15 protein-coding genes, 1 tRNA gene and 1 pseudogene are annotated in these 16,352 nt (G+C 64.1%); 11 read left to right on the top strand and 6 right to left on the bottom strand.

Annotation, left to right across the window (positions count from 1 at the left end):
- Positions 1–6: 6 nt before the first annotated feature.
- Positions 7–1,365 (bottom strand): isochorismate synthase, encoded by a 1,359-nt coding sequence (locus H578_RS0108900; protein ID WP_022873340.1) that lies wholly within the window; start codon positions 1,363–1,365, stop codon positions 7–9.
- A gap of 123 nt (positions 1,366–1,488) precedes the next feature.
- Here H578_RS0108900 and H578_RS14355 point away from each other — a divergent pair, with 123 nt between their 5' ends.
- Both H578_RS14355 and H578_RS0108890 read left to right on the top strand, forming a co-directional pair.
- Positions 1,489–2,220, top strand: a complete 732-nt coding sequence (locus H578_RS14355) for a demethylmenaquinone methyltransferase (protein WP_033420515.1) — start codon at positions 1,489–1,491, stop codon at positions 2,218–2,220.
- Complete coding sequence (locus H578_RS0108890) at positions 2,217–3,248, top strand: polyprenyl synthetase family protein (protein WP_022873338.1); 1,032 nt, start codon at positions 2,217–2,219, stop codon at positions 3,246–3,248. Before H578_RS14355 ends, H578_RS0108890 begins: the two co-directional genes overlap by 4 nt.
- Positions 3,249–3,310: 62 nt before the next feature.
- Here H578_RS0108890 and H578_RS0108885 read toward each other — a convergent pair whose 3' ends face one another.
- Positions 3,311–3,829: an HIT family protein gene (locus tag H578_RS0108885; RefSeq protein WP_022873337.1), complete on the bottom strand. Its 519-nt coding sequence runs from the start codon at positions 3,827–3,829 to the stop codon at positions 3,311–3,313.
- Between the two features lie 169 nt (positions 3,830–3,998).
- Between H578_RS0108885 and H578_RS0108880 the strand changes: the two genes are divergently transcribed.
- Positions 3,999–5,420: an FAD-dependent oxidoreductase gene (locus H578_RS0108880; protein WP_022873336.1), complete on the top strand. Its 1,422-nt coding sequence runs from the start codon at positions 3,999–4,001 to the stop codon at positions 5,418–5,420.
- 92 nt (positions 5,421–5,512) lie between these two features.
- On the opposite strand, the gene H578_RS0108875 is transcribed toward H578_RS0108880, so the two are convergent.
- Positions 5,513–6,382 carry a M48 family metalloprotease gene (locus H578_RS0108875; protein ID WP_022873335.1) on the bottom strand — a complete coding sequence of 290 codons (870 nt, stop codon included), beginning with the start codon at positions 6,380–6,382 and terminating at the stop codon, positions 5,513–5,515.
- 297 nt (positions 6,383–6,679) lie between these two features.
- Here H578_RS0108875 and H578_RS0108870 point away from each other — a divergent pair, with 297 nt between their 5' ends.
- From H578_RS0108870 to H578_RS0108855, 5 genes and pseudogenes are all read left to right on the top strand, one after another.
- Entirely contained in the window at positions 6,680–7,903 is a 1,224-nt protein-coding gene (locus tag H578_RS0108870) for a Na/Pi symporter (protein WP_022873334.1), read from the top strand.
- A gap of 192 nt (positions 7,904–8,095) precedes the next feature.
- Positions 8,096–9,481: a sodium:phosphate symporter gene (locus H578_RS0108865; RefSeq protein ID WP_022873333.1), complete on the top strand. Its 1,386-nt coding sequence runs from the start codon at positions 8,096–8,098 to the stop codon at positions 9,479–9,481.
- Positions 9,481–9,801 carry a hypothetical protein gene (locus H578_RS0108860; protein ID WP_022873332.1) on the top strand — a complete coding sequence of 107 codons (321 nt, stop codon included), beginning with the start codon at positions 9,481–9,483 and terminating at the stop codon, positions 9,799–9,801. The genes H578_RS0108865 and H578_RS0108860 overlap by 1 nt, the downstream gene beginning before the upstream one ends.
- A gap of 192 nt (positions 9,802–9,993) precedes the next feature.
- On the top strand, positions 9,994–10,284 hold the full coding sequence (locus H578_RS15945; protein ID WP_245554960.1) for a type II toxin-antitoxin system RelE/ParE family toxin: 291 nt from the start codon (positions 9,994–9,996) through the stop codon (positions 10,282–10,284).
- Positions 10,281–10,535: pseudogene (locus tag H578_RS0108855) on the top strand (addiction module antidote protein); the annotation flags it as partial. The gene H578_RS15945 and the pseudogene H578_RS0108855, both read left to right, overlap by 4 nt.
- Positions 10,536–10,652: 117 nt before the next feature.
- Here H578_RS0108855 and H578_RS0108850 read toward each other — a convergent pair.
- Entirely contained in the window at positions 10,653–11,141 is a 489-nt protein-coding gene (locus H578_RS0108850; RefSeq protein ID WP_022873329.1) for a YajQ family cyclic di-GMP-binding protein, read from the bottom strand.
- Positions 11,142–11,426: 285 nt separating this feature from the next.
- Between H578_RS0108850 and H578_RS0108845 the strand changes: the two genes are divergently transcribed.
- Both H578_RS0108845 and H578_RS0108840 read left to right on the top strand, forming a co-directional pair.
- Positions 11,427–12,662: a cobalamin-independent methionine synthase II family protein gene (locus H578_RS0108845; RefSeq protein WP_022873328.1), complete on the top strand. Its 1,236-nt coding sequence runs from the start codon at positions 11,427–11,429 to the stop codon at positions 12,660–12,662.
- A gap of 173 nt (positions 12,663–12,835) precedes the next feature.
- A complete protein-coding gene (locus H578_RS0108840; protein WP_022873327.1) occupies positions 12,836–13,906 on the top strand; it encodes a DNA-3-methyladenine glycosylase family protein in 1,071 nt (356 codons plus the stop codon).
- A 146-nt stretch (positions 13,907–14,052) separates the two neighbouring features.
- Here the strand turns inward: H578_RS0108840 and trxA are convergent, their stop codons facing one another.
- Complete coding sequence (gene trxA, locus H578_RS0108835; protein WP_022873326.1) at positions 14,053–14,436, bottom strand: thioredoxin; 384 nt, start codon at positions 14,434–14,436, stop codon at positions 14,053–14,055.
- Between the two features lie 294 nt (positions 14,437–14,730).
- Positions 14,731–14,812, bottom strand: a tRNA-Tyr gene (locus H578_RS0108830).
- Between the two features lie 121 nt (positions 14,813–14,933).
- Here H578_RS0108830 and H578_RS14350 point away from each other — a divergent pair.
- A complete protein-coding gene (locus H578_RS14350; protein ID WP_022873325.1) occupies positions 14,934–16,274 on the top strand; it encodes an aminotransferase class I/II-fold pyridoxal phosphate-dependent enzyme in 1,341 nt (446 codons plus the stop codon).
- The last annotated feature ends 78 nt before the right edge of the window (positions 16,275–16,352 follow it).

The following is a 16,352-nucleotide window of genomic DNA, read 5'->3' as shown; positions in this document are numbered from 1 at the left end:
GCAGTCCTACTCGCCTTGTCCCTGAAGGCCGAGGGCGGAGAGCATCGGCCGCAGCTTCGCCCGCGTCTCGGCCAATTCTGATTCCGGCTCCGATCCGGCGACGATTCCGCAGCCGGCGCACAGCCGGAGCTGGCGGGCATCGGCGCTGAGCATCCCGCCCCGTAACGCGATCCCGAAGTCCGCGTTGCCCTTCGCATCCATCCACCCCACCGGCCCGGCGTAAGGGCCGCGGTCCATCCCCTCGAGCAGGGCGAGCAGCTGGCCGGCCCGATCGGTGGGGGTACCGCAGACCGCGGCGGTGGGGTGGGCGTGTTCGGCCACCTGCAGCGGTCCGGGCAACCTGCCGGCGTCGTCAACAGCCAGCTCACCGGTGACCTCCGTTGCCAGGTGGTACACGTTCGGCAAAGTGAGCACTTGCGGGTCCAACGGAGTGTGTAGGGATTCGGTGACCGGTGCCAGTTGGCGGGCCAGTGATTCCACGGCGAGGTCGTGTTCCCGGTGCTGTTTGGCGTCGCGGAGCAGGGTGGCGATATCGGCGGTGTGATCGACAGTGCCGGCCAGCACGCGGGAGAACAACCGGGCACCGCGCAGTTGCACCAGCATCTCCGGGGTGGCACCGAGGACTTCACCGGCCAGGTATGTCCAGGTCTGCGGGTAGGCCCGGGCCAGTCGCGCCAGCAGTGCACCCGTGGGGATGGGATGCTCAGCGGTGACGACGACGTCGCGGGCCAGCACGAGCTTCTCCACGGTCCCTTCTGCAATGGCGCTCAGTCCTGCGGTGACCGCCTGGCGGTAGTGCCGGGCGGACCGCTGCCCAGGGTGCACGTGTGCTGCCGGTAACTGTGCGTCTGAGGTGGCCTGCGGAGTGAGGCGGCCGGCGTCGTCGAGCCTCACACCGTGAGTCTGCAGGGTGCGGTCCAGCTCCTGCGGTGAGGTATCGGCTGCGGTGATGTGGACGAGGCGGGTGTTGCCGTCCTCACTGCGTAGCAGCACCTGCGGAACGATGAGGCGGGAAGCGTACTGGGAATCCGCCGCAAAGGTCACCGAGACAAAGGCCACCGGCCCGCTGAGTGCCGGGGCTGTGCCGTTCTCTGGGGCTGCTGTGTCGGTGTCCGTGCGGGGGTCTGTCACGCGTCTCTGGCTGGTGTCCCAGGCGGCGCTGATGGTCTCCCAATAGTCGCTCAGCTCGGCGAACCGCCGTGTCCCCCGGGCGGTCCGGGCGGCTGCGACCCCCAGGCCTACCAGCCCTTCGTCATCACGCAGCCACACCCCGCTGGGGTCCAGGTGCGGTAGCAGGTCGGTGAGTGTGCCCTCTAACTGGACCGGGACTTCCCGGATGGACAGATGCGGGGCAGCTTCACTCATGACCCGGCAATCCTACTGCCCGCACCCCACTGCCCCATCTGCAGGAGGCTCACCGAGGACCTCGGCTGCGCTCCGGGGTGACGGTGCGCACCGGTCTTGTGGTTCTGGGACAATACTCGGGTGATTCGACAAGGCCGCAACCGGCGGGCAGACCTCGACAAACGTCCCGACGACGTCGCTTCCATGTTCGACGAGGTCGCGGCACGCTATGACCTCACCAATGACGTGATCTCCCTGGGTCAGGACCGGCGGTGGCGCAAAAAGCTCGTCGAGGCGCTGGATGTCACCGCCGGTGAGTACGTGCTCGACCTTGCCGCCGGGACCGGTAGCTCTACTGAACCGTTCCACCGGGCTGGGGCGCGTGCGGTGGCCTGTGACTTCTCGCTGGGTATGTTGCAGGTGGGCAAACGTCGCCGTCCGGAGATGACCTTCGTCGCTGGTGATGGGATGAACCTGCCCTTCGCCGATGATGTCTTCGACGCGGTGACGATTTCCTTCGGGCTGCGCAACATTGCCGACCCGCAGGTGGGACTCGCCGAGCTGCTGCGGGTCACCAAACCGGGGGGCCGGTTGGCGGTCATGGAGTTCTCCGACCCCACGTGGCGGCCCTTCAACCTGGTCTACAAGAGCTACCTGATGCGCGCCCTGCCGACTGTGGCCCGGGCGGTCTCCTCCAACCCCGAGGCCTACGTGTACCTGGCCGAATCGATCCGGGCCTGGCCGGATCAGGACGCTCTGGGCCGGCTCATTGCAGACACCGGGTGGACTCAGGTGCGCTACCGGAACCTCACCGGCGGTATCGTCGCCATCCACCACGCGGTCAAACCCTCCGGTTCAGTAGGGTTGGATCGATGAGTGACCACGCAGCGGAGCCGCTGACCATCAAGCTGCCCGCCGGATTCGACGTCCTGGCCGCGGATGAGGACCTTGCCGCCGAGGTCAGTGACGCCCTCGACGCCGTCGAAGACCAGCTGTTGACTGCGCTCTCCAGCGACGGTGACCAACTGGCCCACAGCACTGCCCGCTACCTGGCCGAAGCCGGGGGTAAACGTGTCCGGCCGCTGCTGACCATCCTGACCTCCATGCTGGGAGACGGTCTCAATGATGCGGTGCTGCGGGCCGCCGTCGTGATGGAGATGACCCATCTGGCCACTCTGTACCACGACGACGTCATGGATTCGGCGCCGATGCGTCGCGGTGCTCCCAGCGCTCACGAGGTCTGGAACAACTCGGTGGCGATCCTCACCGGCGACCTCATTCTGGCCCGGGCCTCCGCTCTGATGACGGAACTGGGTCAGGATGGTTCCCGCATCCAAGCGGCCACGTTCGAACGGCTCGTGTTGGGCCAGCTGCACGAGACCGTCGGGCCGGGGGAGCACGACGACGCCTACGAGCACTACATCAGTGTCATCGCCGATAAGACAGGTTCCCTTGTGGCTGCCGCCGCCCAATTGGGCACCCACTTCGGAGGGGCCGAGGAGCACGTCTCTGAGATGTTGAAGGCCTACGGGGAGGCTGTCGGGGTGGCCTTCCAACTGGCCGACGACGTCATCGACCTCACCGCCACTGGCGCTTCCTCCGGTAAAACCCCGGGCACCGATCTGCGCGAAGGTGTGCCCACCCTGCCGGTGCTGCTGTTGCGGCAGAACCGTGATGCGCAGGCAGAACGCGTGCTCTCCTTAGTGGATGCGGACCTCAGTGATGACGATGCCCTGGCTGCGGCGGTGCAGGCCGTGGTGGACCACCCGGTGATCGACCAATCCTGGGCGGTGGCGCGCGGTTGGGCTGAACAGGCGAAGAACGCCATCGCTCCGCTGCCTGACTCAACGGTCAAACGCGCTCTGCTGAGCTTCGCCGACGCCGTCGTCAACCGCGAAGGGTAAGAGGGGTTTACGGAGGGCCGAGGCGGCCGCGATACTTCAAGTGAGGAGTGATTCGCCGCGGGCTAACGGGCGTTGACGATCTCCTGGAGCGCGGGTCTGAGTTCAGATGCTTTGCGGGCGCGAAACTCCACATCCAGGGGCTCGCGGACCTGGCGGTAGAGCATATCGCCGCGGTACCGGGGGAAGACGTGCAGGTGGTAGTGCCACACGTGCTGATTCCCGGCCGGTTCGTTGTGCTGGCGCACGCTCGTTCCCTCCGGGTCCCAGGCCAGCTTCATCGCCAGCGCGACATCCCGTGACATCGCACCGATCCGCCCCAACAGAGCGTCATCGAGGTCGTAGAGGGCCTCATAGTGAGCATTCGGCACGATCATCGCGTGCCCCGGGTGCGGGCCGAAACCGTCACAGGCGATGAACACCAGCAGGTCCTCATCCTGGTAGACCAGGTCACTGAGCTCACAGCGGTTGCCCGGATCGGAGACATCCCCGGCAGCCAGGCCGCAGAACGGGCACCGGTACCCGGCAGGCTGGTGAGAGACCCAGGTGAGCTGACCGTGCGACGTCGTGATCTTCCCTGGCACGTTCAGCTGACCTCCTGCATGGATTCATCCTATGGTCCCCACCCTGAGCGGTGGCTGAGCCGCACCCGCGCATCTCGGAGTGTGACACCGCTGACGGCACATCCGGTGGTGAATACGTCATACTGTCCTGAGCGTTTCGAGCATCCTTACCGAAAGGAACCACCCCGCCGTGTCAGAGACCTTCTCCTCCCGGCCCGTCCGTGTTGCCGTCATCGGCGCCGGTCCCGCCGGGGTCTACGCCTCAGACATTCTCGCCAAGGCGCAGAAGAAGCACGACCTGCGGTTCAGCATCGACCTCTACGACCGCTACCCGGCGCCCTTCGGGCTCATCCGCTACGGCGTGGCCCCCGACCACCCGCGGATCAAGGGGATCATCAAAGCACTGCACAAAGTCCTCGACCGCGGTGACATCCGGCTGCTCGGCAACGTCAACATCGGCACCGACCTGACCATTGAGGACCTGCGCCGCCACTACGACGCCGTCATCTTCGCCACCGGGGCGATTAAGGACGCCGACCTCGACATCCCAGGTATCGACCTAGAGGGTAGCTTCGGCGCCGCCGACTTCGTCTCCTGGTACGACGGCCACCCCGACTACCCACGCGAATGGCCCCTGGAGGCCGAACAGGTGGCCGTCATCGGTAACGGAAATGTGGCCCTCGACGTCGCCCGGGTGCTCTCCAAGCACGCCGATGACCTGCTGAGCACTGAGATCCCAGAGAATGTCTACCAAGGACTGAAAACCTCACCGGTCACCGATGTCCACGTGTTCGGGCGCCGTGGCCCGGCCCAGGTGAAGTTCACCCCCCTGGAGTTGCGGGAGCTCAGCCACAGCCGCGACGTCGACATCGTGCTCTACGAGGAAGACTTCGAGTTCGACGAAGCCTCCGATGAGGCGATCAAGTCAAACAACCAGGTCAAGACCATGGTCAACACCCTGGCCAACTGGCTGGTCGAGCAGGAAGAGCGCACGGAGGAAGCCTCCCGGAAGCTGCACCTGCACTTCCTCCACCAGCCGGTGGAAATCCTGGAGGGCAAGAACCCGGACGGCTCCGGCACCGGGAAAGTCGCCGGCATCCGGTTCGAGCGGATGGAACTCGACGGCACCGGAAACGTCAAAGGCACCGGTGAATACCTCGACTACGATGTCCAGGCCGTCTACCGGGCCGTGGGGTACTTCGGCTCCGAGGTGGAAGGCATCCCCTTCGACGAGAAGAAGGGCGTCATCGTCAACGAGGCCGGACGCGTACTCGATGAGGACGGTCGGCACATCCCCGGCACCTACGCCACCGGGTGGATCAAACGTGGTCCCGTGGGGCTCATCGGTCACACCAAAGGGGATGCGATGGAAACCATCGACTGCCTCATCGAGGACATCAACCACCTGCCCGAGGCCGAGCAGCCCGAGGAGAACGCAGTCGTCGAGCTGCTGGAATCCCGCGGTGTGGAGTACACCACCTGGGAAGGCTGGTTGAAGCTCGATGAGCACGAGGCCGCACTGGGCCGCAAAGCAACCGAATCCGGGCCCGTGGAGCGCGAACGCGTCAAAGTGGTTCCCCGCGAAGACATGGTCAAAATCTCCCGCGGCTAGACCGCAGGACCCCCGGTGAACGCCGCGGGGCTTTGGGCTCCCTGGTGGTGCCTGCGCCTTCACCGGGTGGCACAGCTCCAGGGTGCTGACGCTTAGCGGCGGCCAGCGAGGGCTTCGAGCCGGGCGATCCGGTCCTCCATCGGAGGGTGGGTGGAGAACATCTGCTTAGCCCGCGGCCCGAACGGGTTGGCGATCATCATGTGGGCGTGCGCATCATGCTTGGGGTCCTCCGGCAGAGGCCGGCGTGAGACCCCGTGGTGCAGTTTCTCCAAAGCTGAGGCCAGCGCCAACGGGTCCCCAGAGAGCTCGGCACCGTCGGCGTCGGCGTCGTACTCCCGTGTGCGGCTAATAGCCGAGCGGATCAGCCCGGCGGCGAGCGGCATGAGGATGACCGCGACCAGTGCGCCGACCAGCATCAGCGGGTTCTGCTGCCGCCCACCCCGGCCGCCGAAGAGGAAGAAGAACTGCGCGATCGTGGTGAGGAACCCCGCCACCGCGGCAGCCACGGAGGAAATGAGGATGTCCCGGTTGTAGATATGCATCAGCTCGTGGCCGGTCACCGCCCGCAGTTCGCGTTCGGAGAGTAGGTGCAGGATGCCTTCGGTGAAACACACCACACCGTTGTTCGGGTTACGTCCGGTGGCGAACGCGTTCGGTGTGGGAGTGGGGGAGATATAGATCCGCGGCACCGGCTGCCCGGCCCGGTGCGCGAGTTCTTCAACCATGGCGTAGAGCTGAGGGGCTTGTTCGCGGCTCACCGGGTAGGCCTTCATGGCCCGTAACGCGATCTTGTCCGAGTTCCAATAGGAGATCGCCACTGAAATCACCCCGATGAACCCGAAGACGAAGATCATCTCCGGGGTCTGAGTCGCCGCAGAGATGATGGCACCGACCAGCAGCACCAACGCGAAGAGGAACGCCAGGAGGCCGAAGGTGCGCAGCCGGCCGTGATGGTGGTGCATACTGTTGACTCCTCAACATGGTGTCCGGGGGGTGTTCTCTCACCAGGGGTAACGTCATTGTAGAGACGCAGCTTCCCGGCCGGCTCGCTCCGGTGGTGACAGCGGCAATGACAGTGCGCACCAGGCGGTTCACCGGGGGTCTGAGCCTCCTCGTCGAACACCTCGATGGAACTGTTGAGTACAGTTTCCTGGCTGTTTACCTAAAGTTCACTTTGGACTGGCACTGTTCTTCTGGATGACGAACTAGACCGTTCCAGTGGAGCGGTCATCGGCTGCGAAGAACAGGAGCACCACGGGATGGCCGTACTCCCGGCGCCGGAGAAGCACACCCCCGCAGTGGATGTGCCGCCGGCACCCTCTCCCCTTCCGGGTCCCGTCAAGCACAGCAGGCTTTCCCCACGTACGGCCACTGTTCTGAACTGGCTGGCCGTCGCGCTCGGGGTCTATGTGCTCATCACCGCAGTGAACGTGATCGGCTCCGGATTCTCTCTGGCCGTTGGCGACCAGGCCGAACAACTCTTCTCCTTTGCCTCCAACCCGGTGGTCGGGTTGATGATCGGTGTTGCCGCTACTGCGCTGACCCAGTCTTCCTCGACGACGACGTCGGTGACCGTGGGTTTGGTTGCCGGAGGTCTGCCACTGAGTATCGCTGTGCCGATCATCCTCGGGGCGAACATCGGCACCACGTTGACGAATACCCTGGTGAGCTTGGCGATGGTCCGTGACCGGGAGCAGTTCCGACGTGGATTCGCCGCCGCCACTGTTCACGACTTCTTCAACCTGCTGGCCGTGCTGGTCTTCCTGCCCCTGGAGTTGGCGTTCGGGCTGCTGGAGCGAGCCGCCACCGCTGCGGCCTCCGGCCTCTCCGGGGCGGAGGCCGGGTTGTTCTCCACGGTGCTGGGCGGTCTGGGTGCGGTCATCAAGGGGGCCACCACCCCGTTGTCCGAGCTCATCCAGTTCGGCTTCAGCTGGCTTCCCGATGTCGTGGCCGGGGTGCTGATGATCGCAGTGTCCATCGGGCTCATCCTGGCGGTTATCAACATGATCAGCCGCAAGCTCAAGGCCCTGCTGGTCGGCCGGGCCCAGCGGGTGCTACACGCTGCTGTCGGCCGTGGGCCGGTCACCTCGATCGGCTCTGGCGCTCTGGTGACCGTGATGGTGCAGTCCTCCTCCACTACTACGGCACTGATGGTGCCGTTGGCCGGTTCCGGGGCTCTGAGTCTGCGGCAGATCTACCCCTTCACCCTGGGGGCGAATATCGGCACCACCATCACCGCGTTGGTCGCCGCCCTGGCTTTCGACGGAGCCCTGGGGACTATCGCACTCACCGCCGCCCTGGTCCACCTGTTCTTCAACCTCTTCGGCACCCTGGTGATCTTCGGGTTGCCGGGCATCCGCCAGTTGCCTGTGCTCGGCGCTCAAGGGCTCGCCGCCCTGGCGGTGCGGCGCCCCGCCGCAGCCTTCGCCTGGGTGCTCGGGGTCTTCGTGGCCCTGCCGCTGCTACTCATCATCCTGCTGTAAACGAGGTGAGACGCCGACGTCGTCGGCTCCCCTCCACTCCATGCCTTCTGTGAGTTTGCTTCACAGTAACTGAATTCACCCGGAGTTCACTGTGGTGTCACCCGCCGTTACACCTGCGCCTTTCATCCTGGAGCCGTGGTTCTGAACAGGATGTGACGGTTGAGACGGAATTCGCCAGGAGTACGGATACCGATGAGCACCAAGACCCCCACCCCAGAATCCCGGGAACACCCAGAGTACGAGGATAGAGAGCACGGCGCAGCCGGCGCCGCCACCGCGCTGAAAGAACAAGCGGAGCAATACGATCCGGTCCGGGGTCAAGACCCGCTGACCGAGGATGACCCCGAAGGACAGCTAGGCGATGAGGAACTCGCCCGCCGGGCCGCTGAACAGGAACGCGAACCCCAACAGCTCATCAGCGTCTTTGAACGCATGGGCCTGCAGGGTCGGGCGCTGGATATCGCCAACTGGGCTTCAGTGGCGGTGGGTGTGTGGCTGCTGCTGACTGCCGTTAACGCCATCGGCTCTGGTTTCGAGATCGCCACCGGAGACCAGGCTGAGGAACTCTTCGAGTTCGCGACCAACCCGTTTATCGCCCTGATGATCGGTATCGCCGGTACCGCCCTGACCCAGTCGTCCTCGACGACGACCTCAGTGACAGTGGGACTGGTGGCCGGGGGTCTGCCCCTGGAGATCGCAATTCCCATCCTCATGGGCGCGAATATGGGCACCACGATGACCAATACCCTGGTCAGCCTGGGAATGATCCGCGATAAGGAGCAGTTCCGCCGGGGGTTCTCCGTGGCCACGGTTCAGGACTTCTTCAACCTCATGGCCGTCATCATCATCCTGCCGCTGGAGCTGCTGACCGGGTTCCTGGAGCGGACCTCGCTGTGGTTGTCTGAGCAGACCGCCGGTGCCGAGGGCGGCCCGGTGGCTTATGTGTTCGACCAACTGGATGAGGCGATCAGCTTTGTCACCGACCCGGGGGCTGAAGCGTTGGAGGCTGGTCTGAGTTTCCTACCGGCGGTGTGGCACGGAGTGCTGATGATCGCCGTCGGCATCGGATTGATCCTGTTGGTCATCAACTTCATCTCCAAGATGCTGAAGGTGCTGCTGGTGGGTACCGCCAAGAAGGTCCTTCACGCCGCGATTGGACGCGGACCGGTCTCCGGGGTGGCCTCCGGGGCTGCGGTCACCGTGATGGTGCAGTCCTCCTCCACTACGACTTCCCTAGCGGTTCCGCTGGCTGGATCCGGGCACTTCGGGTTGCGTCAGCTCTACCCCTTCACTGTGGGTGCCAATCTAGGAACCACGATGACAGCGCTGATCGCCGCGTTCGGTTTCTCCGGGGCGGAGGGGACCATCGCTCTGCAGGCAGCCCTGGTGCACTTGCTGTTCAATGTCACTGCGCTGATCGTCATCTTCTCCATGCCGTATATCCGTAGCCTGCCGCCGCTGGCCGCCCGCCGGCTGGGCGACCTGGCCGCCGAACGGAAGCTCTATGCCGCAGTGTGGGTTCTCGGTATGTTTGTGGCCCTGCCACTGGGGCTGATCTTCGGGAGCGTGATGCTGTGATGAGCGAACACCGGAACCCGTCAGACGCGCAGGAGTCCTACCCCGACCACGCCTGGGACCGGGAGTGGGAAGAAAAGCTGAAGGATATGGAGACCGAGCTGGAGATCATCTTGCGTGATGCCGAGGCGACGGTCCACCAGATCCGTAAAGAGCTTGCCGAGCAGCGGCTGCGGCGCAAACAGCACGAACAGATCGAGAAGCTACCCGAATACTTGGCCAGTACCCGGGTGCGCTGGCGTGACCTGCGAGTGCTGTTTGAAGAAGTCCTCCACGAACTGCGCAGCACCCGCGAAGAGGACGACGACGAACGCCCCGCCTGAGTGCGCTGAGGTTCGGGACTTTCAGTCCTCGGCCGGATTATTGGGGCTGTGCCGATGGACTAAGACGCTCCACCTCCCGTTTTCCACAGATTGTTCATTTCGGCGGAAAGAGACGCCCGGTTCCCCTACCGTGAAGTGAGTAGAACGTCTTGCTCACAGTAGGGGTGTGAACTACAGTTGACACATATTGAGGTGCTCAAGAGCGATGAATACGAGCAGTGGTTTCGTAAACTCCGAGATCGCCAAGCCAAGCAGAAGATTAGACGACGGATTGATCGGCTCGCTCATGGGTACAGCGTTGATGAGAAATCCGTCGGTGGAGGGATTTTTGAGCTTCGAGTCCACCACGGGCCCGGCTACCGGATCTACTTTCTTCGGGAGGGTTCTCTGGTGGTTCTGCTGCTTTGGGCTGGTGATAAATCATCGCAGCGACGAGACATCAGGAAAGCTCAGCAACTTGCTGAGTACTGGAGGAAGTCATGAGTGAGACTTTGACGAAGAATGAACTAAGCCTCGAAAAGCCCGGGTTCAGCAAATATGACGCCGCTGATTATATCGAGGATGCCGATGACGCCTTGGGTTATTTTCTCGGGTCTCTCGAAGAGAACGGTGACCATCCCGAGCTCATCGTTGCTGCACTTGACGCCATAGCCCGTTCAGGCAACCTCAGTGAACTTGCCCGGCGTGTAGGGATGAGTCGACAAGGGCTGTACAAAGCACTCTCCGGGGAAGGTCAACCCACCTTCGAAACGATCCACAGGATCGCCAAGGCTCTAGGGTTCAGGATCCGGCTCGAACCGATTCCTGCTGAGGAGCAGTAGCTGCCAGCTCCCGTGCCTAGCCCGCGTCGATCAGCGGAAGTTGATGAACTGCAGGTCGGCGTCGTCGAAGTCTTTCAACAAGGCAATGGTGGCCTGCAGATCATCACGGGACTTGGAACTCACGCGCAGCTCATCGCCTTGAATGGTGGCCTTGACGGACTTGGGCGCCTCATCGCGAATGATCTTGGAGATCTTCTTGGCCGTGGGCTGGTCGATCCCCTCCTTGATGTGACCCTCAATGCGGTACTCCTTGCCGGAGGCCTTCGGTTCCGAGGCTTCGAAGCTCTTCAGGGAGATCCCCCGCTTGATGAGCTTGGACTCGAAGACGTCCTGAGCAGCCTTGGCTCGCTCCTCTGAGTTTGCGCGGATGAGGATCACATCCCCGGTCTGCTCCACGGAGGCCTCAGTGCCCCGAAAGTCGTAGCGTTGCGAAATCTCTTTGCTTGCCTGGTTCAGTGCATTGGAAACCTCTTGCTTATCCACTTGGGAGACAATGTCGAAGCTTGAGTCCTTCGCCATGAGGGGGTCCTTCCGTCGTCGGTGATGGGTTCTGTCTTGAGTGTAATTGTCATGAACTTCACGACGTCGTCGTCGTATGGTTATGATGAACACGAGGGTTGAACATAATCCTCACGCAGCGAGCATGCGAAGCCTCGCGTCCGTACCGCACAGTCTCCCTGGCGAGAGTGAGCCCCTGCGGACACCGCTGCGAACCCGCTCTGACCGACGAAAACACCGGCAGAGGGCGGTTCGCGCGAGAAGCGAGAGCACCCTTCTGCCGCATACCGAAAGGAATCGGCTCGCATGCCCGATATCTCACAGGACCCCACACAGCAGATCCTGGTGTCCCACGCCGGATCCCTGCCTCGCACCCCCGAGCTCATCGAAGCCAACGCTGCCCGTGAGTTCGAAGACGACGGCCTCACCCTGAAGCGCACCGAGGAGTTTGACGCCCTGCTCTCCACGGCGGTCAAAGACCTCGTCGCCCGGCAGAAACAGCTTGGCGTGACCGTCCCCGGTGATGGCGAATTCGGCAAAGCGATGAGCCAGGGGGTGGATTACGGCGCGTGGTGGTCATACATCTTCCAGCGAGTCGATGGCCTCGAAGTCACCGGTGAAGATATTTTCAGCCAGCCGCACGTGGAATCCAGCCCCGGCAATGTGCAGCTGACCAGTTTCCCTAACCGCCGCGATTGGGTGAAATTCCACGAGGCCTATAACGACCCCACCACCGGGATCGGCACCGGTTCCACCGCTACTCCGTTCCCCGCGACGACCGGGGAACTGAAGTACACCGGCTATGACCAGATCCGTTCGGATGTGGAGAACTTCCGTGCCGCCCTCGACGCCGCCGGGTATGAAACCGGCTTCCTCACCTCTCTCTCACCGGGCTCGGGTGCCCGGATCGCCGACCGGTACTACGGGGATGACGAGAAGCACATCTACGCCTGGGCCGATGTGCTGCGCGAAGAGTACAAGGCCGTCATCGATGCCGGACTCATCCTGCAGATCGATGACCCCTCCATCGCGGAGAACTGGGACCAGATCAGCCCGGAGCCTTCAGTGGAGGACTACCGGAAGTTCACGCAGCTGCGCATCGACGCGCTGAATTACGCCATTCGTGACCTCCCTGAGGAGCAGATCCGGTTCCACCTGTGCTGGGGCTCCTGGCACGGTCCGCACACCACCGACATCGAGTTCAAGCACATTGTGGACCTGATGTTGCAGATCAACGCGAAGTACTACAGCTTCGAGGCGGCCAACGCCCGTCACGAGCACGAGTACATCGTCTGGGATGACGTGGAGTTGCCCGAAGGTAAGGTCATCGTCCCCGGGATCGTTTCTCACGCCACCAACGTGGTGGAGCATCCCGAGCTGGTGGCCCAGCGCATCACCCGCTTTGCCGAGCGAGTCGGACGCGAGCGGGTCATCGCTTCCACCGACTGTGGGTTGGGTGGGCGTATCCACCCGCAGATCGCTGAGGCGAAGCTCGAAGCTCTCGGCCAGGGTGCCGCCTTGGCCACTCGGCGTCTCTTCTAGCGGGCAGCTGACACATTGAGGAGGGCGCGGCTGAGGCCTCGTCACCTCCGCGGCGGTCTAGCACGTGATGTGCTGGGCCGCCGTTGTCGTTGTGGACGCCGAAAGCGGCCGCCAGCAGTGCCCGGGCGAGGGGGCCGGACGACGTGTCTGGCCCCTGTGCGACAGTAGTGGGGATGACGACGACGCCGGCTCGGCTTGTTTCGCCCGTTTCTTCGGTGACAGCGGACACTGTGGTGACCTTTGAGGGTCCCTATGATTTACCCCGCACACTGGGGGTGCTTCAGCGCGGTTCTGGGGATCCTGCGGTACGGGTGGATCCAGGGGATTTCCCTGGCGGTGCCCGCGGTACTCCGGGAGCTGGTGCATGGATGTGTCAGCGACTGGGGCCCGACGACGACCCAGGAGCCGGGCAGGGGCAGGTGCTCTACCGTTTCGATCAGCTCACTGCCTCTCAGGTGCGGGTGCGTGTGGCGGTGTCAGCGGAGTCGCTGGTGCACACGGCCCTGAATCGAGCGGCGATGATTCTGGGCGCCCATGACGACTGGTGTGAGCTGGAGATGCTACTCGACGCCTTAGGCGACCGGGTTTCGCTGAAGTTGGCGAGTCTGCGCCGGCAGCATCCGGGGTTGCGGCTGCCGGCTACGGGTGCGCTGTTTGACCAGCTCGTCACGGTCACTCTGGAGCAGAAAGTCACCCATGAGCAGGCACGCTATGCCTGGCGGAACCTGTTGCGTCGGTATGGGGAGCGTCCGCTCTCTGCCTCGGGGCTGGCTGCCCCAGAGTGGATGCGGTTGCCGCTGACTGCGGAGCAGTTGCGGGCGGTGGCCTCCTGGCAGTGGCACAGTCTGTGGGTCCAGCCGCCGTTGTCCCGCACGGTTCAGCGCCTGGCCCATCGAGCAGGCACCATCCACCAGCTGGGCGCGTCCACCCCTGTAGATACCTCGGATGTGGAGCAGCTCGCGGAGCGGCTACAGAGTGTGGCGGGAATTGGCCCGTGGACGGTGGCCGAGGCACTGCAACGCTCCCATGGGGCGGCGGATCTGCCGGCGGTGGGGGATTACCATCTGGCGCATTTTGTCGGGGAGGCGTTGACGGGGCGGCGGACCGACGACGACGGCATGCTGCAGTTGCTTGAACCGTTCCGTCCGCATCGGCAGCGAGTGGTGCGGTTGCTGGTGCTCAGTGGATTCCGGATGAGCCGCTACGGCCCCAGACTCGCCCCCGAAGACCACCGAGGACGGTAGGAATAGCTAGGCCTTGCTCAGAGCGGATCTGACCGCGGGCCGCTCAGGCAGACCCTCGCACCCGCTCCGCTTCGCTCCGGGGTGCTCCCGCCAGCCCCGGAAGCCAGCCTTCGCTTTCCCCGCGGCAGATCCGCTTCCTCAGTGGCTTAGCCTTTGGGCTCGTCGTCGGCGTTTTGCTGCTCGGCGACCTGTTTGTGGACTTCATCCATGTCCAGGTCTTTGACTGCGGAGATCACGCCGTTGAGCTGTTCTGCGTTGAGGGCACCGGGCTGGGCGAAAACGAGGACTTTCTCCCGGAATGCCATGAGAGTGGGGATGGACGTGATGTTCGCGGCGGCGGCGAGTTCTTGTTCGGCCTCGGTGTCGACTTTGGCGAAGGTCACATCGGGGTGCTGTTCGGAGACTTCTTCGTAGACGGGGGCGAACTGTTTGCAGGGCCCGCACCAGTCGGCCCAGAAGTCGATGAGGAGGATGTCAGACTCGTCGAGGGTCTGTTGGAAGTCTTCGGCGGTAAGGTCCTGAGTAGCCATAGGGCCCACGATACGCACCGGGGAAGCGTGTGTCGGCCTCAGCGGGGACTTACGCAGTAGGTGAAACCTGGAATAGACCCACCGGAGGCGCCGTCAGGCGCCTGATCTGTGACGGTGGGGTGGTCTTCAGGTCGGAGGCGGCGAAAGCCTTCGCCGCCGACAGTTCACGCGGAAGAGCTGCAGTATGACCCTGAACACCGGCTTTAGGTCGGAGGCGCCGTCAGGCGCCGACTATGACGCGAACGAATTTTCCATGGTCTTCCCTCAGGAAGACAGTCCTGTCTTGAAAATTCGTGGCGGGCGAGGGATTCGAACCCCCGTAGGCAGTGCCAGCTGATTTACAGTCAGCCCCCTTTGGCCGCTCGGGTAGCCCGCCGGGATGTGTGCTTGCTGGCGGTGTGTACCGCGCACAAGGCACCCGACAACTTTACCGGACGGCGAAGCGTTTCACCGAATCGGGTGAGCGTGCGGTGGGTCACGGGGTTAGGCTGGGGGTTATGTCTGAAATTGACGCGGTCGCGCTTGCTGAGCGCCTGGGTACCCGGACTCCGGGTGGGATCGCGCAGCAGATTCATCAGCTCGTCGATGATGGAGTCCTCAGTCCGGGTACGCGGCTGCCCACGGTGCGTGATTTGGCGCAGGAGATCGGCGTCAGTGTGGGCACGATCGCCCAGGCGTGGGCTCAGTTGCGTGCCGATGGGGTCGTGGAGACTCGTCGGCGTGGTGGGACTCGGGTCTTGGAACGGGCGGAGGCTGGCGGGGAGTTCCCTGGTTTCGCCCGTATTGATGTGTTCGCCGGGAGTCCGGATCCAGCGTTGCTGCCGGATCTGCAGGAGGCTGCTGCGGCTGCTTTGAAGCATCCTTCGATCAACACGTGGAGCCGGGAGCACCTGGCTGCGGAGTTGTGGGAGGCGGTGGCCTCGGATGTGCCGTTCACTCCGGAGGCGGCGGTCGCGGCCGGTGGTGGCGCTGAGGGTCTGTGGCTGGCGGTCCGTGCGGCGGTGGAGCCGGGTGAACTCTTGGCGGTGGAGACCCCGGCTTCTCCTGGGGTGTTGGAGCTCATCACGCGCCTCGGTGCGGAGGTCGTGGAGGTGGACACCGATGAGTCGGGTCCGACGCCGGCTGCGGTGGGTGAGGCGGTTGATGCTGGGGCACGTGCCCTGGTCACCTCGCCGGCGGGGGCGTTTTCTTGGCGGCACCGTCTCACGGCTGAGCGCGCCGCGGAGCTGGGGCAGGTGCTGGCCGGTACGGGTGTCATCGTTGTCGAAGACGACCCCTTGGGCCCGTTGGCGGAACCTCCAGCGGTTTCGGTGGGGGAGTCGTTGCCGGAGCAGACGCTGCGGGTTGTGGACTATGGGCGAGTCTTCGGGGTGGATTTGCGGACCTCGATCCTGGCGGGCTCGGAGCGGTTGATTGACCGGACAGTGGAGTTGCGGGCTCAGGGCTTGGGTTCGCACAGCCGGATCTTGCAGCACATGCTTGCTCATTTGGCGTCCTCTGCGGACCAGCGCCGTCAGGTGGCCAGTGCCCGACGTCGGTATCAGCGCCGGCGCACCCTGGCTTTGGAGGCTTTTGTTCGCGCGGGGCTTGAGGTGTCCAGCGGACCGGGCAGCTGGAGCGTGTGGGTGGAGGTCCCCGATGAGCAGAAGGCGGCTTTGGCGCTGTCGGCTGAGGGGATCGTCGTCGACGTCGCTGGCTCGTGTTACCCCTCGCCGCCGGGGTGGTCTGCGGTGCGGATCGCGGTGGCGCACCTGCCGGAGGATGACCAGCTGCTGGACCAGTTGGCGGCCCGGGTGAAGGCCGCCACCGTGACAGCACCCCGGCCGAGCCTGGTCTGATCTGCGGCCTGGCTGCCCCCGCCCGCTGGGGTCGTGTTGCGCTTCAGGTCGGTGTCCAGCGTATCCTCAGGCCTGCCC

Source organism: Nesterenkonia alba DSM 19423 (assembly GCF_000421745.1).
Lineage (GTDB): Bacteria > Actinomycetota > Actinomycetes > Actinomycetales > Micrococcaceae > Nesterenkonia > Nesterenkonia alba.
Note: the sequence above shows the minus strand (reverse complement) of the source record. Positions and strands in the feature narration are given on the sequence as shown.